The organism is Mesorhizobium sp. M0184, from assembly GCF_040322215.1.
Classification (GTDB): Bacteria; Pseudomonadota; Alphaproteobacteria; order Rhizobiales; family Rhizobiaceae; genus Mesorhizobium.
In genome coordinates this window covers 101,747-116,564 of sequence record NZ_JAMYSZ010000007.1, presented here as the reverse complement: position 1 = coordinate 116,564, position 14,818 = coordinate 101,747, and the positions used below count along the sequence as shown (strand labels likewise).

16 protein-coding genes and 2 pseudogenes are annotated in these 14,818 nt (G+C 60.7%); 7 read left to right on the top strand and 11 right to left on the bottom strand.

Features of this window, described 5'->3' with window-relative positions; all coding sequences use genetic code 11:
* Positions 1-64: 64 nt before the first annotated feature.
* The 3 genes from NKJ23_RS11435 to NKJ23_RS11425 all read right to left on the bottom strand — a co-directional run bounded on the left by NKJ23_RS11435 (position 65) and on the right by NKJ23_RS11425 (position 1,056).
* Positions 65-223: a hypothetical protein gene (locus NKJ23_RS11435; protein WP_023676108.1), complete on the bottom strand. Its 159-nt coding sequence runs from the start codon at positions 221-223 to the stop codon at positions 65-67.
* Between the two features lie 149 nt (positions 224-372).
* Positions 373-810: a GFA family protein gene (locus tag NKJ23_RS11430; RefSeq protein ID WP_352680359.1), complete on the bottom strand. Its 438-nt coding sequence runs from the start codon at positions 808-810 to the stop codon at positions 373-375.
* A gap of 27 nt (positions 811-837) precedes the next feature.
* Positions 838-1,056, bottom strand: a complete 219-nt coding sequence (locus NKJ23_RS11425) for a hypothetical protein (RefSeq protein ID WP_254818791.1) — start codon at positions 1,054-1,056, stop codon at positions 838-840.
* 146 nt (positions 1,057-1,202) lie between these two features.
* Between NKJ23_RS11425 and NKJ23_RS11420 the strand changes: the two genes are divergently transcribed.
* A complete protein-coding gene (locus NKJ23_RS11420; protein ID WP_352680358.1) occupies positions 1,203-3,503 on the top strand; it encodes an FdhF/YdeP family oxidoreductase in 2,301 nt (766 codons plus the stop codon).
* A 67-nt stretch (positions 3,504-3,570) separates the two neighbouring features.
* Here the strand turns inward: NKJ23_RS11420 and NKJ23_RS11415 are convergent, their stop codons facing one another.
* Positions 3,571-3,912 (bottom strand): response regulator, encoded by a 342-nt coding sequence (locus NKJ23_RS11415; RefSeq protein WP_245274673.1) that lies wholly within the window; start codon positions 3,910-3,912, stop codon positions 3,571-3,573.
* A gap of 14 nt (positions 3,913-3,926) precedes the next feature.
* Positions 3,927-5,708: a chemotaxis protein CheB gene (locus tag NKJ23_RS11410; protein ID WP_352680357.1), complete on the bottom strand. Its 1,782-nt coding sequence runs from the start codon at positions 5,706-5,708 to the stop codon at positions 3,927-3,929.
* Positions 5,709-5,959: 251 nt separating this feature from the next.
* On the opposite strand from NKJ23_RS11410, the gene NKJ23_RS11405 reads away from it, so the two are divergent.
* From NKJ23_RS11405 to tnpC, 3 genes and pseudogenes are all read left to right on the top strand, one after another.
* A complete protein-coding gene (locus tag NKJ23_RS11405) occupies positions 5,960-6,157 on the top strand; it encodes a hypothetical protein (protein WP_156937318.1) in 198 nt (65 codons plus the stop codon).
* Between the two features lies 1 nt (position 6,158).
* Positions 6,159-6,755: a response regulator gene (locus tag NKJ23_RS11400; RefSeq protein WP_036238319.1), complete on the top strand. Its 597-nt coding sequence runs from the start codon at positions 6,159-6,161 to the stop codon at positions 6,753-6,755.
* Between the two features lie 115 nt (positions 6,756-6,870).
* Positions 6,871-7,578: pseudogene (tnpC, locus tag NKJ23_RS11395) on the top strand (IS66 family transposase); the annotation flags it as partial.
* Positions 7,579-7,695: 117 nt separating this feature from the next.
* On the opposite strand, the gene NKJ23_RS11390 reads toward tnpC, so the two are convergent.
* The 3 genes from NKJ23_RS11390 to NKJ23_RS11380 all read right to left on the bottom strand — a co-directional run bounded on the left by NKJ23_RS11390 (position 7,696) and on the right by NKJ23_RS11380 (position 10,488).
* Positions 7,696-8,529: an SDR family NAD(P)-dependent oxidoreductase gene (locus NKJ23_RS11390; RefSeq protein WP_352569259.1), complete on the bottom strand. Its 834-nt coding sequence runs from the start codon at positions 8,527-8,529 to the stop codon at positions 7,696-7,698.
* 68 nt (positions 8,530-8,597) lie between these two features.
* A complete protein-coding gene (locus NKJ23_RS11385) occupies positions 8,598-9,320 on the bottom strand; it encodes an SDR family oxidoreductase (protein ID WP_023676116.1) in 723 nt (240 codons plus the stop codon).
* A 142-nt stretch (positions 9,321-9,462) separates the two neighbouring features.
* Positions 9,463-10,488 carry an aldo/keto reductase gene (locus NKJ23_RS11380; protein WP_352680447.1) on the bottom strand — a complete coding sequence of 342 codons (1,026 nt, stop codon included), beginning with the start codon at positions 10,486-10,488 and terminating at the stop codon, positions 9,463-9,465.
* Between the two features lie 333 nt (positions 10,489-10,821).
* Between NKJ23_RS11380 and NKJ23_RS11375 the strand changes: the two genes are divergently transcribed.
* Positions 10,822-11,718 carry a LysR substrate-binding domain-containing protein gene (locus NKJ23_RS11375; protein ID WP_352680356.1) on the top strand — a complete coding sequence of 299 codons (897 nt, stop codon included), beginning with the start codon at positions 10,822-10,824 and terminating at the stop codon, positions 11,716-11,718.
* 205 nt (positions 11,719-11,923) lie between these two features.
* Here the strand turns inward: NKJ23_RS11375 and NKJ23_RS11370 are convergent.
* A pseudogene (locus NKJ23_RS11370) lies at positions 11,924-12,610 on the bottom strand (IS630 family transposase); the annotation flags it as partial.
* 54 nt (positions 12,611-12,664) lie between these two features.
* Positions 12,665-12,862, bottom strand: a complete 198-nt coding sequence (locus tag NKJ23_RS11365; protein WP_352680355.1) for a hypothetical protein — start codon at positions 12,860-12,862, stop codon at positions 12,665-12,667.
* Positions 12,863-12,996: 134 nt separating this feature from the next.
* On the opposite strand from NKJ23_RS11365, the gene nadE reads away from it, so the two are divergent.
* Positions 12,997-13,830 carry an NAD(+) synthase gene (gene nadE / locus NKJ23_RS11360; protein ID WP_352680354.1) on the top strand — a complete coding sequence of 278 codons (834 nt, stop codon included), beginning with the start codon at positions 12,997-12,999 and terminating at the stop codon, positions 13,828-13,830.
* 385 nt (positions 13,831-14,215) lie between these two features.
* Positions 14,216-14,398 carry a LexA family transcriptional regulator gene (locus NKJ23_RS11355; protein ID WP_352451545.1) on the top strand — a complete coding sequence of 61 codons (183 nt, stop codon included), beginning with the start codon at positions 14,216-14,218 and terminating at the stop codon, positions 14,396-14,398.
* 6 nt (positions 14,399-14,404) lie between these two features.
* Here the strand turns inward: NKJ23_RS11355 and NKJ23_RS11350 are convergent, their stop codons facing one another.
* The gene (locus tag NKJ23_RS11350; RefSeq protein ID WP_023676123.1) at positions 14,405-14,677 is read right to left on the bottom strand and encodes a hypothetical protein; all 273 of its coding nucleotides are present in this window, start codon (positions 14,675-14,677) and stop codon (positions 14,405-14,407) included.
* Positions 14,678-14,818 lie beyond the last annotated feature (141 nt).

Below are 14,818 nucleotides of genomic sequence, written 5' to 3'. Positions count from 1 at the left end.
TAACGGTGATTGCCGCAACGAGCCGGGTCCACAGGCCGTGGCTTGGGGCCGGCGGGATCCAGGATTATTTCTTGATGATGTTTCCGTTGTTCAGATCGAAGGCCTGGGCACCGAACGCCTGCCTGAAGAAATCCTCCTGCAGATCGCCCCATTCGCCGAGATAGGCGCCGCAATTGCTGCAATGGATCGGCGTCGAATCCTTCGGATTGTCGGGAATCTCCATCAGGATCGTCCCGCACGCCTTGCAATCGAGCTTGTCATCCAAACGGCGGCCCATTGGCACATGATCGCGCGTTTTCAGCCGTGCGCCAATTGTCGTATTCGTACGCAGCCCCGAATGGCACGTTTTCCAACCAGCGATGGGATCGAAAGCTAGCGTTCCGCCGGATTTCCGAAGGCCGGATCTCGCCGCCTCGAATACGTCCCCACCCGCGGCAACTCGTCTGGAAAGTCGACCCAGGGAAGCCTCATGTCCCAATATGCGTGGGCCTGCGGCGGAAACCGTTCGGGATGATCGAGGAAGCCGATCGCCAGATAGAGTTCGTCGGGCAGGCCCTGGTCGACATAGCCGATCGATGTTCCGCAATCCGCACAGAAGGACCGAAGCACGCCTGGGGTTTTCGAAAAGGTCTTCGGCGTGCCGGTGAGCAAGGTGAATTCGGAAGGCCGATAACCGACCCACACCGACAGAGGGCTTCCTATCGCCTTGCGGCAGTCGTCATCGTGATCGGAGCAAACCCAGAAAGGCTCGCCGCGCATCTCCGCCGTTATGGCGCCGCAAAAACAGGACCCCGTTTCAGTTCGTGCCATTGGCTAACGTCATCGCTGGATTCGCCTTCATTGCTGGCCTGGCATTTCGGTATTTTCCTTGGGGTTCTTCTTGATGCCGGCGGCAGGCGAGGTGTCGGCCGGAGCATTGCCACCCTGGTTCTGCTCAGGGGCTCTTTTGAGCGGCGAAGTCTGCCAGCCCATATCGCCGTACAAAAAGCCTATGAGAAAGCCGACGATAATAATGGCCGAAATCACCATCGCAATTAATGCATTACGTCGCTCCATTTCGCGCGGCTCCTTTCTTCGAGCCGAACAAACGATGGCGGAAATGGTTCCGGCGAGACGGACCGGCGTGACGGTACGGACCCAGCCCGGAACATTCAGCCTCACCGCGGGTTCGTATGAGTGCTCTTCTACAGGGAGTGGCTTGCATGAGACCCGCCGTAACCGATCGCATCGAAACCAAGAAATACGACCACCCGACAGGCGGCTGGGGATCGCTCAAATCCCTGGTCCGCAAGGCGCGCGGCGAAGGCCTGCTCTTGTCCGGGATATGGAGCACGCTGCTCAAGCAGAACAAGGCCGACGGCTATATGTGCGTGTCTTGCTCATGGGCAAAGCCAGCCCAGCCGAGGCCTTTCGAATTCTGTGAAAACGGCGCCAAGGCGACGATGTGGGACCAGACCAAGCTGCGCTGCGAACCCGCTTTCTTCGCGGAGCATTCGGTGACGGAACTGCTCGATTGGCCGGACCACGATCTTGAGAAGCAGGGCAGGCTTACCGAGCCCATGCACTACAATGCCGCCGTCGACCGTTACGAGCCGGTCTCTTGGGACGATGCGTTCCGCGACATAGCTGCCGAACTGGGGCGGCTCGATCCCAAATCGGTAGTGTTCTACACGTCTGGCCGGGCTTCGCTCGAGGCCTCGTTCATGTACCAGCTTTTTGCGCGAATCTATGGGTCTTCGAACCTGCCCGATTCGTCCAACATGTGTCATGAATCGACCTCGGTCGGCTTGCCGGAATCGATCGGCTCGCCGGTCGGGACCGTGCAGCTCGAAGACTTTGCGAAATGCGACATGATGTTCTTCTTCGGGCACAACACCGGGGTGACGGCGCCACGCCTGCTGCATCCGCTGCAGGAGGCACGTCAACGCAACGTGCCCGTCTTCACCTTCAATCCCTTGCCCGAGCGGGGACTGAAACGCTTCAAGAACCCGCAAAACCCTGTCGACATGCTGTCGCCCGGGCCTGGCACCAAAATGTCCAGCGACTTCTTCCAGGTTCGTTCCGGCGGCGACATTGCCGCGATAACGGGCATCGGCAAAGCGTTGCTGGCGCTCGACGATGCCGCCCGCGAAAGCGGCAGGACGCGTGTCCTCGACACGGCATTCATCGCCGAGCAGACGCATGGCTTCGCCGAATTCGAAGCCTTCCTGCGCAAAACCCAGTGGAGCGATATAGTCGCGCGATCCGGCATTGCGCAGACCGACCTGGAGCATGTCGCCGAGGTCTACAGCCATGCCAACGCGGTGATCGGCAATTACGGCATGGGCTTGACCCTGCATCGGCACGGCACCGAGAACGTCCAGATGCTGTGCAATCTTTTGATGCTGCGCGGCAATATCGGAAAACCCGGCGCCGGCATTTCGCCGCTGCGCGGCCATTCCAATGTCCAGGGGCAGCGCACCGTCGGCATATCGGAAAAGCCCGAGCTCGTCCCGCTCGAAAAGTTCGCCGAATTCTATGCCTTTGAACCGCCGCGCGAAAAAGGCCTCGATACGGTCGAGACCTGCGAAGGCGTCATTGACGGATCGGTCAAGGGCTTCGTCGGGCTGGGCGGCAATTTCGTGCGGGCCGTTCCGGAAACCGGCCTGGTCGAGAAAGCCTGGCGTGGGCTCGACCTGCATGTCGAGATCGCGACCAAACTCAACCGCAGCCACCTGATCGCCGGGCGGACAACCTATTTGCTGCCTTGCCTGTCACGGCTGGAAAGAGATCATCAGGCAAGCGGCGACCAAAGGGTGTCGGTAGAGGATTCCACCGCCTGTATCCACGGCTCGTTCGGATCGCGACCTCCGGCTTCGCCGCATCTGCTTTCCGAGCCCAGGATCGTTGCCGAGCTTGCCAAGGCGACAGTGCCGGGCAGGAGTTCGATCCCATGGGACGAGTGGGTTGGGGATTATTCCCGCATCCGCGACGAAATCGAGCGCTGCTACCCCCAACATTTCCGCGACTTCAACGAGCGTTTCCTGACGCCCGGCGGCTTCCATCGCGACATCAAGGCAAGCAAGCGGGTGTGGGAGACGCCGAACAAGAGGGCAAACTTCAAGCTGCCAAGTGGCCTTGAAACCGATCCTGACATCGATGTCGCCGGCCGCGATGTGCTGACACTGATCACGGTGCGCTCCAACGACCAGTTCAACACGACCGTCTACGGCTACAACGACCGGCTGCGCGGCATCAGCGGCACACGCATGGTGCTGTTGATGAACGAGAAGGATATCCAGCGCCTCGGTTTGAGCGCCGGACAGGAAGTCGATCTCGAAGCCAATGCGCAGGACGGTGTGGAGCGCCGCGTGCACGGGCTGCGCGTTACACCTTACTCGGTGCCGGAGGGAAATTGCGCCGGTTACTACCCCGAGCTCAACCCGCTGGTTCCTTTGTGGCACAGAGCCGAGAAGGCTCATGTTCCGGCGGTCAAATCGGTACCGGTGCGGATATTGCCATAGGCGTTCGTCGTTCGCGGCAGGCACGCACCACGCCGATGTGACCTGGCGCGACTTTCAAATCGCGACCTCAGCCGGCTCGCGCGAGTTCATCCACGGCATTCAGGATCGCACTCTGGCTCGCCGGCTTCTGCACGATCCTGCAAGCGCGGAACCCGGCCGGAATTTCGCGTTCACCAAAGCCTGAGAGGAAGGCGAACGGAACACCACGCGTCCGCAACGCTTCCGCAATCGGATAGCTGGTTTCGTCGTTCAACTGGATATCCAGTAACGCCGCGTCGACGCCGCCTTCGCCAACGAGCCGGAGTGCCGCCGTCACCGACGAAACAGGTCCAACCACCTGATGGCCGGCTTTGCGCAGGTAAGCCGCCGCATCGTCGGCGATCAGCCATTCATCCTCGACGATCAGCACACGCACCTTTCCGGTCACGACGAGCCCTCGCGGGTCAGAGGGAATGCGATTTCCGCCTCCAAACCATTTGAGCGGAAACTTGTTTCAACTTTTCCGCCCAGCCTATAGCCGATTTCTCCGCGCAGAAGGGTAAGGCCGAAGCCGCTGTCGGTTGGCTCCTTGATGCGGGGGCCGCCCTTCTCGCGCCAGACGAGCTTGAAGGTTCCGTCGGCCACCGACCATTTGACAACTATCCGCCCGGCAGGCCTCGACAGTGCGCCATACTTGGCGGCATTCGTCGCCAGTTCATGGATGGCCATGCCGAACGAAAGCCCTTGTGCCGGCTTGAGATTTACCCTCCTGCCATCGAGCTCAAACCGTTCGGGGCCGAAGGGATCGAGTTCCTGACGCAGCAGTTCCTCGACTGAGGCTTCCGTCCAGCTCTCGCGCGAGAGCAGACTATAGGCTCGTGACATTGCATGCAGACGCCCGATCAAGGCTTCGGCGAACTCCTCTTTCGATGCCGAGTTTTCACGGGTCCGGTTGGTGATGCTGGCCACGACCGCCAGCATGTTCTTGACGCGATGGTTCAGCTCGGAGATGAGCACCTGCTGACGCTCTTCCGCCTGCGCCAGCGTCGTCACGTCGATCAGGGTCACGACGACGCCCTGGATGCTGCCGCTCTTGTCCCGGTACGGGTTGATGCGAACCAGGTAGAACCGGCCCTTGTCGTCGCGCGCAAGGTGATGGTTCAGGATCTCTCCCGTCTCGAGCACTGCCTCGATGTGAGGCCTCAGCTCGGGATAGTCGAGCTGGCTTGAAAGGTCGGTCAGCGGCCGTCCGACATCGGATGGGCGCAGATTGAAGAAGGCCGATGCAGCGGGGGTAAAGGTCCGCACCACAAGGTTGCGGTCGAGGAATATGGTTGCGATCTCTGTGCTTTCGAACAGGTTTCTGAGATCGCTGTTGGCGCGGTCGAGCTCCTCAATCTTGCTGGTCAGCTCTGCGTTGATGGTGCTGAGCTCTTCGTTGAGCGACTGCTTCTCCTCCTTCGAGGCCTCAAGCTCCTCATTAGTCGACTGCGCCTCTTCATTGGCGGAGAACGTCTTCGTCTTATAGCTGGAAAAGTCGTGACCGGAATGGCCGCGCAGAGTGGGGTCGATTTCATCGGCGGCCCGATCCACGTCAGCTTTGTGCTCGCCACCCCCCTCGGCCAGCCCGTTCAGCACATTGAAGCCGCGGCCAAACGCCTGAAGCTTTGCGCCGATCTCCTCGGCGGGCGCTGCGATATCGATCAGGCCGCTCGAAATCGCGCTTTGCGGCATGTCCGGGTTGCGCGCGCCGGAACCGTTGGAGGCTTGGGCAATCGTCAACCCGCCATGTTCCTTGATCGCCCGGGCGCCCAGCGTGCCGTCCGAATCGCCCCCCGACAGGATGATGCCTACGGCGTACTCCCCTTGGTCCTCGGCCAGTGCACGGAAGAAGATGTCGATCGGTTTGCGCTCGCGGTTAAGCGTGTTCGGCCGGCGTAGCGAAAGCGCGCCCTTACGGATGGTGAGGACGACGTTTTGCGGCATCACATAGACTTGGTCGGGTTGGACCGCCATGCCCTCCTCGGCGACGATGACCGGCATTCCGGTGTAACGTGCGATAACGTCATGCAGCAGGCTTTCGCGTTCTGGGCTCAGATTAGTGACGACGACGAACGCCATGCCGGTGCCGCCGGTCAGTCCTTTGAACAGGCCCTCCATCGCGGGAATGCCGCCGGCCGATGCGCCGACGCCGACAATGGGAAATCTTCCGTTCTGGAATACCATGCCACGCCTCGGTAACAGCCGCGGCTGCGAAACCGCCAAATCGGACCTCAGACTAATGCATGTCGCGCAAAAGTGTGCAGCGGTTTTGCGATAACGAGATGAATAAAAACAACAGCCTAAAGCGCGTCGCATGAGGCCGGCAAAACGCGACGTGCTTTAGGACCGGACCGAGCCTCAGGCCAGTAAATGGTCCTCGAACGGAACAAAGCACCGCCGGTGGGCATTAACATCCGGTTTTCGAGGCGGTTCCAATGGCAAAACGACCACCTGAGATAAAGCCGGCAAAACAAATCTCGTTACGTTCGCCGGATCTGGCCAAGGTCCCGGTATCCGAAGAAATCCCGCCTCGTCTGCTCGCGCGCGCGGAACGGTTGCAAGAGGCCTTGTCCCGTCATTTTGTACAAGTCCGCGCCGACAGCCGTGACTCCCGCAGAAAGAAGGAACAATGAGGTGCGCGACCTGCAAGGCTTGCATATCCTGATCGTCGAGGACGAATGGATGCTGGCGGGCGATCTTGCACGTTATTTCAGCAAGATGGGCGCCGTCGTGCTTGGCCCCGTGGCGACAGTCGAACAGGCGTCGAAGCATACCGATGAGGCGGAAGCCGCAATCCTGGACGTCAATCTCAACGGAAGACGGGTATTCCCGATCGCGGACGAACTGATGCGCCGCGGCGTGCCGTTCGTGTTTTTCAGCGGCGACGAAGACATCGTTATTCCTGAGCGCCTTCGGTATGCCAGCAGCCTCAGAAAATCCTCGGACGGCCAGGCTGTTTTCGATGCTCTCTTCCCCTCCGAGCCCAAAGCATCAAGCGGAAATCTGGCGACCGAGCCGTCAGACGACGTATTTTCCCTGCTGCCTAAGCTCAGGCTCGCAGCGCGTCTGCTGCTGGGAGACGTTGACGCTTCCGACCGGCTGGTCGAGCGGACGCTCGAGCAGGCGATCGGCGAGATCGACAGGAGACGATCCGGTTCCTCCACCGAGGACTGGCTTAACGGCATCATGCGAAACATCGTCAAGGCACGCGGAGCAAACCTGCTGCACTGACCATGCCGCCGGCAACTAGTACCTCTGCACAGGGATTATGACTCTTTGGCGGTTGGCTTTGGATAGGCCTTGGCCAATTTGAGGCGCGCCTGTTCGGTTGAGAACATCCAGTTGCGGCGGTGCTCCGCCTGGTGTGGCCTTCACCTACGCTCGGGGCATTCATGCCGAACGGATATTGCAGGGCTTCTCCGGCATCCTGCAGGTCGATGGCTATGCCGGATACAACAGACTGATCGCACCTGACCGTGTCGGCTCGGACATCCGGCTTGCCTATTGTTGGGCACACGCTCGCCGCAAGCTGGTGGAGATAACCCGTAACGGAGCAGCACCTATCGCCGAAGAGGGCGTCAAGCGGATCAGCGAACTGGGTCGGATCGAGGCCGAACTGCGTGGCCTTGATCCGGAGGCTCGCCTCGCCGGACGACAGGAACGATCAACGCCACTGGTCACCGACATGCAGACCTGGCTCGTCCATCACCGCGCCCGTGTCGCGACCAAGTCTCCACTCGGCGAGGCCTTGGCGTACATCGCCAAATATTGGGATGGTTTGAAGCTCTTCCTGACCGACGGCCGCATCGAGATCGACAACAACAGCGTCGAGCGAACCATCCGGCCGATAGCCCTCAATCGCAAGAATGCACTCTTTGCGGGGCACGACGCTGGAGCCGAGAACTGGGCCACCATCGCATCGCTCATCGAGACCTGCAAACTCAACGCCGTCGATCCGCAGGCCTACGTGATCAAGACGCTCACCGCCATCGTCAACGGTCACAAGCAGAGCCGGATCGATGAGCCGCTGCCTTGGGCTTACAAGGGGAAGTAATGTGGCCCCGAAGACTGCAGTCGGCCCAAAGCGGACTTCGGAAGGTACGCAGATAGAGGATCGGCGAATGCCCCAAAGCCCGCACGCAGGGTGTGGACTCAGGGCGTTCCAGCGTCCTCAGTCTATGGCGAGAGAACTCGACAGTTCTCGGTACGCTTCGATCTGCTGCTGCAAGAGAGCAATCTTCTGCTCCGCCACCTGGATAGCGTCAGAGCCAGCGAGGAAGCGCCGTGGCAGTTCGTCCTGCTCAGCGAGCGTGATTAGAGCGCGTGCCAGCTTAGCGGGGTCACCGCCCTGCTTGCCGTTCTGGGACTTCCAGAAGGCAATCTGTGCCGTGCGTCGCTCGTGATAATCTTCGATCGCGATTTCCGCGTAACTGGTGGACTCCTCCGTCAGAAGCTCCGTGCGGAAAAAGCCTGGGTTGACGATCATCGTCTCGATGCCGAACGGACCGACTTCAGTCTGCAGCGCTTCCATCCAGCCATCGAGGCCAAACTTCGAAGCAGAGTAGGCTGTGCAGAATTCAAAGCCCATCAGACCTGCCGTCGAGGAGATCGAGACGATCTGGCCGGAGCGCTGCTTGCGCATGACCGGAAGGAACGCCCGCGTCACGATCATCGGACCGTCAAGGCTCGTGCTTAGCTGCAACTGCATCTGCTTGGGAGACAGTTCCTCGAAATACCCGGCGTAGAAGCTGGCCGCGTTGTTGACCAGCACGTCGATCCGTCCGAACCGCTCAAGGGTCGCCTGCGCGGCGGCGTCGGCGTCAGCGGCCTTGGTGACATCGAGTTTCACGACAAGAAGGTCGTCGGAAGCACCTAGAGCGTTCGCCACCTTGTCTGGATTACGGCCAGTCGCGACCACCTTGTGGCCGGCTGCCAGGGCCGCCTTGGCAATGTCCAGGCCGAGGCCACGTCCTGCCCCGGTGATGAACCACACTTTGTTACTCATCTCATGTGTCCTTTCATGTTGTCAGCCCTTCACCGATCTTGCGGCGCATGGGGCTGTAAGACAGTTGTTCACATCGCCTGCACGGTCGGGCGGACCAGGATCTCGTTGAGGGACGTCCGCTTCGGCCGGCTGAGAGCAAAGGCTATGATTTCGGCGATGTCCTGAGCCGGAATTGCAACGTTGTCGCGGTAGTCCTGAGCAGACTTTTTGCTTTCCTCGTGTGTGATGTGGTCGGATAATTCTGTCGCCACCGCACCAGGCTCGATGACTATCACGCGGATGTCTGGCTGGAGTTCGACGCGAAGCGCCTCGGACCAGCCGTTGATCCCCCATTTGGTTGCCGAATAGGCAGCGAACCCGGCTGGAGCTACGCGACCTGCCACAGAAGAGATGTTCACCAGATCTCCCTTCTTGGCGCGGAGTTGGTCAAGGAAAACCTCAGTCACAGTCATGGCACCCAGGAGATTGGTTTCGACCATCTGCCGATGCTCGGATCGCTTGTCCGATCCAAACGGCGCTGTGAGCATCACGCCTGCGTTGTTGACTAGAACATCGGCGCCGCCGAACTCCTGGACGCGCGCGGCGGCTCCAGCGATGGAGTCCCGGTCGGTCACGTCAGCCTGGATCGCGATAGCGCCTTCGCCGAGTTCGTCTGCGAGTGCCGCGACACGCTCAAGGCGCCGCCCTAGAAGGGCTACGCGATATCCTTCTGAAAGAAGCTCACGTGCCAGCGCCTCACCGATTCCGGAGGATGCACCAGTGATTACAGCGACCCGATTGTTGTTATTCATGGTAGTCTCCTTCGTTGTGCTCTCTGGCTGGCCCTACCGATCCGGAAAGACCGGAGCGAGGACCACAGAGGTGGCAGCGCCTCGGACAAGAAGCGCCGCAGGTACCCGGCTAGACTTCAGCCCGTCGGTTCTTGTGGGTTGGTCACCTGACCGGTGACATGCCGGTTCCGCCCTTGGAACTCGTTCCAAGTTTTGCGCCGGTATCGATCATCGCGAGCATTGGTGGGCTCAGACGCGCGCCCTGGACCGTGATCCGGGCAAAGCCGTCATCGATCTCCTTGACATCGGCCGCACTCAACTGGACCTGCAGCGCGTCCATGTTCTGGTCCATCTGGTCCTCCGTTATCGGGCCGGGAATGGGCACGATCCACGGCTTGCGGGCGAGCAACCAGGCAAGGGCGACCTGGCCGGGCGCAGCCTGATGACGTGCGCCTACACGCTGTAGCAGTTCGACCACCGGCCAGTTGGCGCGGCGGGCTTCAGGCGTGAAGCGCGGCAGGTTGGCCCGTAGGTCGGCAGGGCCATGCACGAACATGGGGGTGACTGTACCGGTCAGGTATCCCATGCCGAGCGGGCTCCATGGCACGAACCCGATGCCAAGCTCCTCGCAGGTCGCCAGAACCTCCACCTCCGGATCGCGGGTCCAGACAGAGTATTCATTCTGCACCGCCGTGACTGGCTGCACTTTGTGGGCGCGGCGGATGGTCGCTTCGCCTGCAGCGGACAGGCCGAAGTGGCGGACCTTGCCTTCACGGATCAATTCCTGCACCGCTCCGGCCACGTCTTCGACGGGCACGGTCGGATCGACACGGTGTTGGTATTGAAGATCAATGTAGCCCGTCTTCAAGCGGCGGAGCTGTTGCTCGGTCACTCGCTTGATATTGTCAGGGCGGCTGTTGACGCCTGTGACCTGGCCTTCGGGCGTGATGTCGAAGCCGAACTTGGTCGCGATGATCACCTGGTCGCGGATCGGCGAAAGCGCCTCGCCAACAATATCCTCGCCCAGGAAGGGTCCATAGACTTCAGCGACGTCGAAAAAGGTCACGCCCCGGTCATGCGCCGCCCGGATGATCCGCACGGCCTCCTGCCTGTTCGTAGGCGGGCTGTACATCCCGGCAAAGTTTTGGCAGCCCATCCCCATGGCAGAGACTTCCAGCGAGCCGAGCATGCGACGCTGAAGGTTCGATGACCTTGCACCTGTGGCTGCGGCACCCGATGTTGCCGTTTGAGCTCTCGACTCGGAAAGAGGCAGCAGCGACGCTGCGGCGATGCCTAGCCCAGCGGCGAACAATTTACGGCGGCTTGGCATCTCGGGAGCGCCTGTTTCGAAATCGTCTGCATAGTTCTTCATGGTGCTGCACTGCACCTCCACTGGGTTTGATCAACCTCCGAAACACATCAGCGTTTGCGGCCGTGTCTTCGTGAGTGAGCGCAGAATACGATGGCCGTTCCTTTCAAAAAATGGCATTCGGGTTGATGCGACATTAACCAGAGGTTCATAATGGACAAGGATCAGCTTGATGGGCTTGTGGCGTTTGCGCTTGTCGCCGAGAAGCGGAACTTCACGGCGGCGGCAGAAGCACTCAGGGTTTCGCCGCCTGCGATAAGCAAGATGATCAGACACCTCGAAACTCGCCTGGGCGTCACCCTGCTTACAAGAACGACACGAGCTACGAGCTTGACCGAAGCCGGGGAGAAATTCCTGCAACAGGCGGGACCGGCGCTGGATGCGATCCTTTCCGCTATGAAGGACGCGGGAAGCGCAGCGGACAAGCCTGCCGGTCGTCTGCGCTTGAATGTCCCGCAGACCGTCTATCCGAACTTCCTTAGGCCGCTGATCGCGACCTTTATCGAAAAGTACCCGGATGTGACGGTTGAGATCTTCTTCGAGAACGCTGCCACCAACATATTCGAGCGCGGGTTCGATGCAGGAATACGGGTGTCAGACATCCTTGCCAAAGATGTCGTGGCGCTCAAACTCTTCGGTCCCGTCCGATGGGTTGTGGCTGCTGCACCGGCCTACCTTGACAAGCATGGGCACCCTGAACATCCAAAAGACCTGTTGGCCCATCCTTGCATCTGCGCGGGAGCTGGCAATCGTGTGTACGATCGGTGGGAGTTCGAGACCGACGGCAAGGAATTTGAGGTTCAGGTAAAGGGGCCGCTGATCCTCAATGATGTTCTGCTGGCGATCGATGCGGCCGTCGACGGCTTAGGGGTCGTTTACAGCCCTGAAGAAGCGATCAGCGACAAGTTGACGAGCGGCAAGCTCGAAGTCGTTCTGGACCACTTCACCGGGACAAGCTCGGGTGTGTACCTCTACTACCCGCAGCGGTCTCAAGTTCACCCCAAACTGCGGGCCTTCATCGAACATCTCAAAGGCCTGGAGAAGAGGTAGCGCGAGCTTCCTATTGGACGCAGCTTTCGCTTCCCACAGAACCGCTGTCAACGCGAAGAATATTGACGGCCTTCGTCACCTTGGTGCTGCGGATCGCAATCCAACAACGTCCGCTGTTGGCGCATTTGTTGCCATCTCCGTCACAGCGGCAGTCTTCGAAACGGCACAACGGCGTCGTGGTCAAGGTGCGAGGCAAACAGCGCTTACGATGCGCGTCGAGGAAGACGAACAGGTTTGCGGTGCCGTTGCGTTTGTACTCGCAGTCGTAGCGCTCCAGCCTTCCGGGCGCGGCCGGGATTGGCTGACGCACCTCGCCGATGAGTTGGGTCGGGCTTTCGTCGAAGCACACCACCGGCCGCTTCGGGTCCGGTGCCTCGGCATAGAGGTCGAGCACATCCTCCATGCGCGCGACATACTCCGCGTCAACCTTTGGAATGCGCCACATGTCCTTGCGCCACGGCTTGAGATCGTTCTCGGCCAGGCGCCGGCGCACCGTCTCGCGCGACAGCTGTTCGTGCTCGGTCAGCTTGACGAACGCATCGGCCAGCAGATCCAGTGTCCAACGGGCCCGACCCGGCGGCGGACTGGAGCAGGCGGTGGCCACCAGCAGGGCTTCTTCCTTGCCCGTCAGCTTGCGTTGCGCGGCTGCGCGTGGCTCTTCGCTGAGCGCCGCCTCCAGGCCCATCTCCACGAAGCGGCGCTTGGTGCGGTAGACAGTGGAGCCGCCGACCGCCACCGTTGTGGCAATGGTCTCGTCACTGCGGCCGGCATCGGCAGCAAGCAGGATCTGCGCCCGATTGAGCTTGCGCGCCGGATGCTTGCCGCCTGCCAGCATGGCTGTGAGTTCGTCGCGTTCGGGTTGGTCGAGATCGACGCGATAGCGTACATTCATCCGGAAGGCCTCCTTCGGTTGCGGAGGTTCCGGAAGAATCAGAAAATGTATCAATTAGTTGACGGACGGCCGCCAGACCGACCCTGCTTCACCTAAAAGCAGGGCCAGTACCTCGCCTTCTTCTGGACCTACGGCCTGCTCAACGGTCGCGCGCCGGCCGAACGCGACATGCAGCGCTTCTTCGGCGTCACCGCACCTTCCGTCCATCAGATGGTGCTCGCCCTTGAGCGCGCTGGATTGATCCGCAGGCAACCGGGCCTCGCGCACAGCATTGAACTGCTCGTCAAACCCGATATCTTACCCAGGCTACAACCCATCGAACCCGTCGAATCCTCTGTGCAGAGGTACTAGACGGAATGCTGTGATATCAGGACCACCCACTGCCAATGACCGAACAGGAAATGATCATCAACGCGTTGGGTGTCGCTCCCAGTGTTGACGTCGCGCTGGAGGCACGCCGGCGTATCGACTTTCTCGGCACGTATCTGCGTGCATCGGGGCTCAGCACCTATGTGCTGGGGATTAGCGGCGGGGTGGATTCACTTGCCGCGGCCCTTCTGGCTCAACGGGCCGTTGAGGAACTGCGAGCGGCTGGATACGACGCCAAATTCCTGGCCGTTCGGCTCCCGTATGGCAACCAGGCCGACGAGAGCGACGCCCAGCGGGCTTTGGACACCATAGGGGCGGACGAAGTGCATCGGGTCGACATCAAGCCGGCTGCCGACGCAATGCTAGATTCGATCAAGCGGGCTGGTGTCGAGTTCGGCGACGCAGGCCGCGAGGATTTCTTGCTTGGCAACATCAAGGCGCGTCAGCGCATGATTGCCCAGTTCGCGCTCGCCGGCGCCAGCCGAGGACTGGTCATCGGCACCGACCATGCGGCCGAGGCACTGATGGGCTTCTTCACCAAGTTCGGCGACGGCGCCGCCGATATCCTTCCTCTTTCGGGGCTAAACAAACGCAGGGTGCGAGCCTTGGCCGCGCATCTGGGCGCTCCGCCCGAACTCGTCGACAAGATCCCGACCGCCGACCTGGAGAACCTTGTCCCGCTTCGTCCTGACGAAGATGCCCATGGCGTCACGTATGAACAGATCGACGATTTCCTCGAAGGCAAGGAAATCGACGAGGCCGCGCGGACGCGGATTCTTCATGTGCATTCCAGCACGGCACATAAGCGCGCGCTTCCGGTGACAGCGATTGCGCTAACACTCTCGCCATGACGGCATTGGCAATAGTTCCATGATACCGTTTCGTGGTCAGCACCTCGTGGAGATTGCTTCCGCCATGTTGGCAACCGCATCGCTGAGCACTTTGACGGCATGAACAGCCGGACCCTCGATAACATTCCGCACTCGGGTTTGCTACCTTCGAGCGCCTGAGCAGGTTGGCCGATCCGACGTAGGCGGCGACGCCATCTGCAAGCACGATCCTCAGGTGAAAGGGCTCTTGCGTGAGGTCGCCGCCGCCATAGTCGATGATGCGCGTCGTCGCCTTTTCCAGGCGAAGTCTAGCCTCGGCGCACCCCGAGAGTTGGGAGGCATCCCTTATGGCGAGGACGCGCTCGATCGCTTCCGTCGTCTCGAATAGTTCTGCGGCCAACGCGACATGCAGCGCTTCTTCAGCGTCACCGCGCCTTCCGTCCATCAGATGGTGCTCACCCTCGAGCGGGCCGGATTGATCCGCAGGCAACCGGGCCTCGCGCGCAGCATTGAACTGCTCGTCAAACCCGATATCCTACCCAGGCTACAACCCATCGAACCCGTCGAATCCTCTGTGCAGGGGTACTAGACGATGTTAGCCTTTCCGGCTGCGCTCGACGAACTTGTTGAAGCGGCTGGTCTTTCCGCCGCTGGTCTCATCCTGGTAGAGGAACGCCAGTTCGTTCTCATCGAAGATCCTGAAGAACTCGTCCCATTCAACGGGCTCGAACGTCTCTTCAGGCTCGCCGAAGTCGATGCGCAGTATGCCGCCCTCGCCCTTGGTGCGCACCACCGCCGGCCGCCCGTCGCGATCCTCGGCCCAACGGCGGATTTCGTCGTGATCGGTGGTCGTCTTCGATTCAGACATCGCAATCTCCCTTCGATTCCACCGCAGACCGCGAGACCCCCGCGTTGCCGGTCTGCCTCCACACAACCAGCAGATGCATCTCTGCCCGGCATGTGCGCGCGGTTGGTCGAACATTGCTCCTAACACCAAGCAGCCTTCGAT

Excerpts from the sequence above, each read along its gene's own strand:
- NKJ23_RS11435 (WP_023676108.1), bottom strand. The coding sequence starts at position 223 with ATGGAGATTCCCGACAATCCGAAGGATTCGACGCCGATCCATTGCAGC.
- NKJ23_RS11430 (WP_352680359.1), bottom strand. The coding sequence starts at position 810 with ATGGCACGAACTGAAACGGGGTCCTGTTTTTGCGGCGCCATAACGGCG.
- NKJ23_RS11425 (WP_254818791.1), bottom strand. The coding sequence starts at position 1,056 with ATGGAGCGACGTAATGCATTAATTGCGATGGTGATTTCGGCCATTATT.
- NKJ23_RS11420 (WP_352680358.1), top strand. The coding sequence starts at position 1,203 with ATGAGACCCGCCGTAACCGATCGCATCGAAACCAAGAAATACGACCAC.
- NKJ23_RS11410 (WP_352680357.1), bottom strand. The coding sequence starts at position 5,708 with ATGGTATTCCAGAACGGAAGATTTCCCATTGTCGGCGTCGGCGCATCG.
- NKJ23_RS11405 (WP_156937318.1), top strand. The coding sequence starts at position 5,960 with ATGGCAAAACGACCACCTGAGATAAAGCCGGCAAAACAAATCTCGTTA.
- NKJ23_RS11390 (WP_352569259.1), bottom strand. The coding sequence starts at position 8,529 with ATGAGTAACAAAGTGTGGTTCATCACCGGGGCAGGACGTGGCCTCGGC.
- NKJ23_RS11385 (WP_023676116.1), bottom strand. The coding sequence starts at position 9,320 with ATGAATAACAACAATCGGGTCGCTGTAATCACTGGTGCATCCTCCGGA.
- NKJ23_RS11380 (WP_352680447.1), bottom strand. The coding sequence starts at position 10,488 with ATGCTCGGCTCGCTGGAAGTCTCTGCCATGGGGATGGGCTGCCAAAAC.
- NKJ23_RS11375 (WP_352680356.1), top strand. The coding sequence starts at position 10,822 with ATGGACAAGGATCAGCTTGATGGGCTTGTGGCGTTTGCGCTTGTCGCC.
- nadE (WP_352680354.1), top strand. The coding sequence starts at position 12,997 with ATGACCGAACAGGAAATGATCATCAACGCGTTGGGTGTCGCTCCCAGT.
- NKJ23_RS11355 (WP_352451545.1), top strand. The coding sequence starts at position 14,216 with ATGCAGCGCTTCTTCAGCGTCACCGCGCCTTCCGTCCATCAGATGGTG.
- NKJ23_RS11350 (WP_023676123.1), bottom strand. The coding sequence starts at position 14,677 with ATGTCTGAATCGAAGACGACCACCGATCACGACGAAATCCGCCGTTGG.